Origin of the sequence: Variovorax sp. CCNWLW235 (assembly GCF_037204085.1) — a bacterium.
Lineage (GTDB): Bacteria > Pseudomonadota > Gammaproteobacteria > Burkholderiales > Burkholderiaceae_C > Variovorax.
The window spans coordinates 490,951-497,974 of record NZ_JBBCBW010000001.1 but is presented as its reverse complement, the minus strand read 5'-3'; the positions used below and the strand labels follow the sequence as shown (position 1 = coordinate 497,974).

6 protein-coding genes are annotated in these 7,024 nt (G+C 66.8%); all 6 read right to left on the bottom strand.

From position 1 onward, the window contains the following. Nucleotides 1-246: 246 nt before the first annotated feature. Nucleotides 247-1,668: an amidase gene (locus tag V9L21_RS02500; RefSeq protein WP_337308824.1), complete on the bottom strand. Its 1,422-nt coding sequence runs from the start codon at nucleotides 1,666-1,668 to the stop codon at nucleotides 247-249. Next, entirely contained in the window at nucleotides 1,665-3,152 is a 1,488-nt protein-coding gene (locus V9L21_RS02495; RefSeq protein ID WP_337308822.1) for an ABC transporter substrate-binding protein, read from the bottom strand. The genes V9L21_RS02500 and V9L21_RS02495 overlap by 4 nt, the downstream gene beginning before the upstream one ends. A 218-nt stretch (nucleotides 3,153-3,370) precedes the next feature. After that, entirely contained in the window at nucleotides 3,371-4,201 is an 831-nt protein-coding gene (locus V9L21_RS02490) for an ATP-binding cassette domain-containing protein (protein ID WP_337308820.1), read from the bottom strand. Continuing rightward, nucleotides 4,198-5,187, bottom strand: a complete 990-nt coding sequence (locus V9L21_RS02485) for an ABC transporter ATP-binding protein (protein ID WP_337308818.1) — start codon at nucleotides 5,185-5,187, stop codon at nucleotides 4,198-4,200. Before V9L21_RS02485 ends, V9L21_RS02490 begins: the two co-directional genes overlap by 4 nt. A gap of 3 nt (nucleotides 5,188-5,190) precedes the next feature. After that, entirely contained in the window at nucleotides 5,191-6,066 is an 876-nt protein-coding gene (locus tag V9L21_RS02480; RefSeq protein WP_337308816.1) for an ABC transporter permease, read from the bottom strand. Then, on the bottom strand, nucleotides 6,063-7,013 hold the full coding sequence (locus V9L21_RS02475) for an ABC transporter permease (RefSeq protein WP_337308814.1): 951 nt from the start codon (nucleotides 7,011-7,013) through the stop codon (nucleotides 6,063-6,065). The genes V9L21_RS02480 and V9L21_RS02475 overlap by 4 nt, the downstream gene beginning before the upstream one ends. Nucleotides 7,014-7,024 lie beyond the last annotated feature (11 nt).

Here is a 7,024-nt window from a genome sequence, read left to right as displayed (position 1 = left end):
CCCTCCGCGAATGTCCCCCGGGGCTGCGCCCCTCCTCCTTTATTTCGCTGCGTGGAGCACCCGATGCCCTGTGCACCGGGGCACGCTGCTGATGTACCGCTGATCAACCACCGCTCTGTGCAACGCACCCGCTGGCGGGGTGCCTTGCGCAGCGAAATAAAGGAGGAGGCCGAAGGCCGGGGGACATTCGCGGAGAAAGGTACCCCGTCGGCGGGCGCGCCGCCCTGAACAGCGGCGGCAAAAGCGCTACGGCAGAACAGGCCAGGCCCGCTGCGACTCCCGAATCAGCTCGAAAGCACGCGACACGCGCAGCACGCCGAGATCGTCGAAACGCTTCCCGGCAATCTGCAGCCCGATCGGCAGCCCGCTCGCCGAGTACCCACAGTTCACTGAAGACGCCGGCTGCTCCGACATGTTGAACGGGACAGTGAACCCGATGTGCTCCAGCGGCCGCAGCGGATCGTTGGTCGGCGAGGGCGCTTCCGCGGCTGCGGGCATGTTGGGCGACACTGGCGAGATCACGTAGTCGAACCGTGCGCAGGCCTGCACCGCCGCCACGCGCGTTGCGTGGAACTGGCTGAAGCTGCGGAACACATGTTCGCCGCTGAACTCGGCCGCGCTCTCGGCCCACTCGCGAATGTAGGGCAGCACCTTGGCGCGCTGGTCGGCGCGCAGGGTCTTCATGTCCACCAGCGAGCGCATGCGCCACAAATGGTCCATGCCGTCGAGCATGGCTTGCGACATGAAAGGCTGCATGGTTTCGACGATCGCACCAGCCTTTTCGAACAGGCGCGCCGCATTCTCCACGGCCGCTTCGATCTCGGGCTCCACCGCCAGGCCGCAGCCCGCGTCGAGCAGCAGGCCGATGCGCAGCCCACGCAAATGGTCGGGCGTGACATCGAAGCTCGCCCAATCGATGTCTTGCGGCGGCAGGCTCATGCTGTCGCGCGCATCGGGCTTGGAGAGCACCTGCATCATCAGCGCAGCATCGGCCACGCTGCGGGTCATGGGGCCCGCGGCGCGACCCATGTAGGGCGGATCGATGGGAATGCGGCCCAGGCTCGGCTTGAGCGTGAAGATGCCGCACCAGCTTGCGGGCAACCGTAGCGAGCCGCCGATGTCGGTGCCGATGTGCAGCGGGCCGTAGCCCGCGGCAGCCGCCGCGCCGGCTCCGGCGCTGGAGCCGCCGGGAGTTTTGCTCAGGTCCCACGGATTGCGCGCCAGCTTGTGAAAGCTCGAAAGCCCCGAAGACAGCATGCCGTAGTCCGGCATCGTGGTCTTGCTCACGATGACCGCGCCGGCTTCCTTCAGGCGCGCGGCCGGCGGGGCATCGGCGGCTGCCGGCTTCAGGTCGACGGCGGCTGTGCCGGCCGGCATCGGGTCGCCGCGCGTGGCGATGTTTTCCTTGATGGTGGCGGGCACGCCGTCGAGCGGGCCCAGCGCTTCGCCGCGCTGCCAGCGCGCTTCCGAAGCCCGCGCCTGTTCGAGCGCGGCTTCGGGCCTGAAGAGCCAGGTGGCCTGCAGCTTCGGTTCCCAGCGTTCGATGTGCGCGATGACGGCCTGAGTGACCTCGACCGGCGACAGCCGCTTGTCGCGGTAGGCGGTGGAGAGCTCCTGGGCGGAAAGGTCGTTCAATGCAGAGGAGAGGGAAGACACGTCCGTGCTCATCCCCAAGACAGCGCCGACAGGTCGTTCACGAAGATCGGGTTTTCCTTCCAGAGGCCCTTCACGTTCTTCTTTGCGATGGTCGGGAACTGCGGCTGGTAGAGGAAGCCGTTGGCTGCATCGGCGGCCAGCATCTTCTGCGCGTCGCCGAGCAGCTTGGCGCGTTCGGCCGCATTGCCCGTGGACTTGATCTTGTCGAACAGCGTGTTGAAGGCCTTCGACTGGTAGCCCCAGTAGTAGTCGGCCTTGGCGTAGTTGCCGAGGTCGAAGGGCTCCACGTGCGACACGATCGACAGGTCGTAGTCCTTGTTGCCGTAGGTGCCGCTGAGCCACTGGGCCCACTCGACGTTCTGCACCTTCACCGTGATGCCGATTTTGGCCAACTGGGCCACGATCACTTCGCCGCCCTGGCGTGCATAGGGCGGCGGCGGCAGGGTCATGGTGAGTTCGAGCGGCGTCTTCACGCCGGCTTCGGCGAGCAGCTTCTTGGCCTTTTCAATGTCGAACGGATTGGCGGCAGTCGTGTCGACATAGCCCGCCGCGCCCGGCACGTAGTGGCTGCCGATCGGCACGCCGAAGCCGTCCGCCGCACCTTCGATCACGGCCTTGCGGTCGATGGCCGAGAGGATGGCGCGCCGCACGCGCACGTCGTCCAGCGGCTTCTTCTTGTTGTTGATCGAAAGAATGGTCTTGGCGCGCGAGCCGGCCAGGATGGTCTGGAACTGCGGGTTGTTCTTGAACTGCGGCACCACGCGCGTGCCGATGCGAGTGAACACGTCGACGTCGCCGGCCAGCAGCGACGCGGCCTGCGCGGCGGCGTCGGCAATGAAGCGGAACGTGACCTTGTTGATCTTCGCGGTGCCGGGGCTGCGAAAGCCGTCCCACTTGCTCAGCGTGATCGACGAGCCCTTGGCCCAGTTGTCGAGCTTGTAGGGGCCCGTGCCCACCGGCTTGGTGGCGTTGGTGTCGGCGCTCTTGGGCTCGACGATCGACGCCGTGGCCTGGCCCAGCACAAAGGGCAGGTCGGGGTCGATTTCCTTGTTGATGATGACCACGGTGTAGTCGTCGACCACCTGCGTGCTCAGGTTAGCGAAGGTGCGCTTGTCCTTGTTGGTGCTCTTCTCGCCGCCCGCGCGATCGAAGGCGAACTTCACGGTGTTGGCGTTGAAGGGTTCGCCGTTCTGGTATTTGACGCCGCGCTTGAGCTTGAAGGTGTAGGTCTTCAGGTCGGGCGAAACCTCCCAGCTTTCGGCCAGAAGAGGCGTGACGTTGCCGTCGGCGTTGATCTTGGTGAGCGTCTCGAGGATGTTGTAGTGCACCACTTCCCCAATCGCGGCCGCGGCACCCGCAGTGGGGTCGAGCCCCGGCGGCTCGAGCGCCATGCCGATCACGATGGCGTCCTTCCGCCCCTGTGCCATGCCGGCGACAGGAGTGGCCAGGGCAACGGTGGCGCCGGCGGTGGCAAGGAGGGTGCGACGATTCAGCATACGGTGTGATCTCCGGAAAAACTGGGTGTGCGATTTGGCTGCTTCAACGCGCACGGCGCCCCGAATGGAGGCGCCGCGGCGCGGAGCAAGAGCACGCAGCACGAAAGATGCCACGCGCGCAGCCAAAGTCATTCTCTCGCAGCGGGCGCGTTGCTGCTTGCCTGCAGCGGCGCTTTTTCCTCGGGACGTACCCGGATGCGGATTTGCGCGGCGTTTACTCAGGCGGCCAGCAACGTGCCGCCTGCCGGCGTGCGCGGCACCGCATCGAGCAGGGTGCGCGTGTACGGATGCTGCGCATTGCTGAAAAGCTCGCCAGGCGGCCCTTGCTCGACGATCTTGCCCTTCCACACCACGCAGACTTCGTCGCACAGATGGTTCACCACCGCGAGGTCATGGCTGATGAGCAGGTAGCTGATGCCGAACTGCTGCTGCAGGTCTTGCATGAGGTTGAGCACCTGGGCCTGCACGGACACGTCGAGCGCGCTCACGGGTTCGTCGGCCACGATGAGCTTGGGGCGCGTGATGAGCGCGCGCGCAATCGCGATGCGCTGGCGCTGCCCGCCCGAAAATTCGTGCGGGTACTTGTCCATGTCGGTGGTGCGCAGGCCCACCGCGGCCAGCGCCTCCGAGGCGCGCTCGCGCTGCACGGCTCGGCTCGTTTCGGCCAACGCCTCGAGTGGCTCGGCCACGATGCGCGCCACCGTCTGGCGCGGATCGAGCGAGCCGTAGGGGTCCTGAAACACCATTTGAAAGTCGCGCCGCGCCGTGCGCAGTTCGCTTCGGGGCAACTGGTGCAGGTCGCGGCCCAGCATGCGCACGCTGCCCGAGGTGGGCGTGTCGAGCGCCATCACCAGGCGTGCGATGGTCGACTTGCCCGAGCCCGATTCGCCGACGATGCCCAGGCTGCGGCCGGCCTCGACCTTGAAGCTCACGCCGTTGAGCGCCTTGACGAGCGGCGGCGGGCCGAAGAGCTTTTCGCGCGGCAGGGCGTAGTGGCGCACGAGGTCGGTCACCTCGAGCAGGGGCTGGTTGCTGATCGATTGGCTCATGATGCGAGGGCGCCTTCCGAGGCAATCTCTTCGAGCCGGATGCATCGCACCGCGTGGTCGTGCGGCAGCATCGTGGGCGCAGGCTTGGTCGCATGGCAGGCGTCGACGGTGTACTTGCATCGGCCCGCAAAAGGGCAGCCTTTCGGCAGGTCGATCAGTTCGGGCACGCTGCCGCGGATGGTCGCCAGGCGAATGCCACGCGGCGCACCAAGCGCCGGCCGCGCCGCGAACAGCCCCTGCGTGTACGGATGCGCGCGCTCGGCGAATACGGTTTCGGTCGGGCCGCTCTCGACCACGCTGCCGCCGTACATCACCAGCATCTTGGAGACGCTCTGGGCAATGACGCCAAGGTCGTGCGAGATCAGGATCAACGCCATGCCGCGTTCCGCGACCAGGCCCTGGATGAGCTCGAGGATCTGCTTCTGGATGGTGACGTCGAGCGCGGTGGTGGGCTCGTCGGCAATGAGCAGGTCGGGCCCGCAGGCCAGCGCCATGGCAATGCCGATGCGCTGGCGTTGTCCGCCCGAAAACTGGTGCGGGTAGGCATCGAGCCGCGAAGCCGCATCGGGAATGCCCACGCGCTCCAGCAATGCGAGCACTTCCTTGCGCGCCTCGGCGCCTTTGAGCCCGCGGTGCAGGCGCAGCGGTTCGCCGACTTGGCGCGCAATGGTGTGAACCGGGTTCAGTGCCGTCATCGGCTCCTGGAAGATCATGCCGATGCGGTTGCCGCGAATCTGGCACATGGCTTTTTCGCCCAGGCCCACGAGCTCGGTGCCGTCGAAGCGGATGCTGCCGCTGACCTTTGCGGTGGCGGGCAACAGGCCCATGAGCGATTGCACCGTGATCGATTTGCCGCAGCCCGATTCGCCCACGATGCCCAGTGTTTCGCCGCGCTCTAGCGTGAAGCCGATGCCGCGCACGGCCTCGGCGGGGCCGCGCTGCGTTTGCAGCTCGACGTGCAGGTCCTTGACTTCGAGAAGAGGCATGGCTTAACGCGCCCTCGCCAGGCGCGGGTCGAGCAAATCGCGCAGGCCGTCGCCCAGCAGGTTGAGTCCCAGCACTGCCAAGGCGATGGCCATGCCCGGAAACACCGCGAGCAGGGGCGACTGGAACATCATGGTCTGCGCCTCGTTGAGCATGCGGCCCCAGGAGGCCTGCGGCGGCTGCGTGCCCAAGCCGAGGTAGGAGAGGGCGGCCTCGGCCAGGATGGCAATCGCGAAGCGGATGGTGATCTGCACGATCAGCACAGCCGAGATGTTGGGCAGCACATGCTGCATGGTGATGGCGAACGAGCCCTTGCCGCATGCGCGCGCGGCCGCCACGTATTCGCGCGACCAGATGGCGTTGGCCGATGCGCGCGTGATGCGCGCGAAGGTCGGGATGTTGTAGATGCCGATTGCGATGATCGCATTGACGATGCCGGCGCCGAACACGGCCGTCATCATGATGGCCGACAGGATGGCCGGGAAGGCGAGCGAGAAGTCGGTGAGCCGCATGATGGCTTCTTCGACCCAGCCGCGCCGCGCCGCGGCCAAGAGGCCCAGCGCCGTGCCGACGACAAGGCCGATGCCCACGGCAATCATGCCCACCAGGATGGACGCCCGCGCGCCCACCAGCAGCAGCGAGGCCACGTCACGCCCGTAGGTGTCGGTGCCCAGCCAGTGCGCGCCAGAAGGCGGCTTGAGCTTGTTGGGCATGTCCATCTCGTAGGGCGACCACGGCGTCCACACCAGCGAGACGACCGCAGCCAGCAGCAGGAGCAGCGTGAGCACGCCGCCGAGCACGAAGCTGCGGTGCCGCAGCGCGCGGCGCCAGAAGCCGGGAACCTTGAGCGCCGCCGCGCTCGGAATGGGTACAGCGCTCATATGTCGCTCGCCTTGATGCGCGGGTCGATCACGGCGTAGAGCACGTCGACCACAAAGTTCACGATGACCACCAGGGCCGCGAGCAGCATCACGCAGTTGCGCACCACGATCAGGTCGCGGTTGCCGATGGCCTCGAAGATCAGCCGGCCCAGGCCAGGAAGGTAGAACACTTTTTCGATCACGATGGTGCCGGCCAGCAGTTCGGAAAACTGCATGCCCATGACCGTGACCACCGGAATCATCGCGTTGCGCAGCACGTGGGTCCAGAGCACCGCGCGCTGCGAAACGCCCTTGGCGCGCGCCGTGCGAACGAAGTCTTCGCGCATCACTTCGAGCACCGCCGAACGCGTGATGCGCGCGAGGATGGCCGCCTGCACCACCGCCAGCGAGAGGGCCGGCAGCAGCAGCGACTTGATGCCGGCGAAGACACCCTCGCCCCAGCCCTCGAAGCCGCCGGCCGAGAACCATTGCAGCTGAACGGAGAACACCAAAATGAGCAGGATCGCGAACCAGAAATTGGGAATGGCGATGCCCACCTGCGTGAGGCCCATCAGGCCCACGTCGCCGAGCTTGTTGTGGCGCGCTGCGGCGGTAACGCCCACAAGCAGCGCAAGCACCGTCGTCAGCGCCATCGCGAGCAGCGCCAAAGGCACGGTGAGCGCGAGCCGTTCCAGGATGAGGTCGAGCACCGGGGTGCTGTAGGCGTAGCTGTCGCCGAGGTTGCCGGTCAGGAGGCCCGCAATCCACTGCCAGTAGCGCGTCCAGGCGGGCTGGTCGAGGCCGAGCTTGGCGGCCAGCGCGGCCACTGCTTCCGGCGCGGCATCGGGGCCCATGAGCAACTGCGCGGCGTTGCCGGGCAGGATCTCCAGGACAAGAAACACTATGACCGAGGCGCCGATCAGCGTGGCGATCAGCGTGGCGAGGCGCTTGAGAATGAACAGGCTCATGGGGCGGGGCG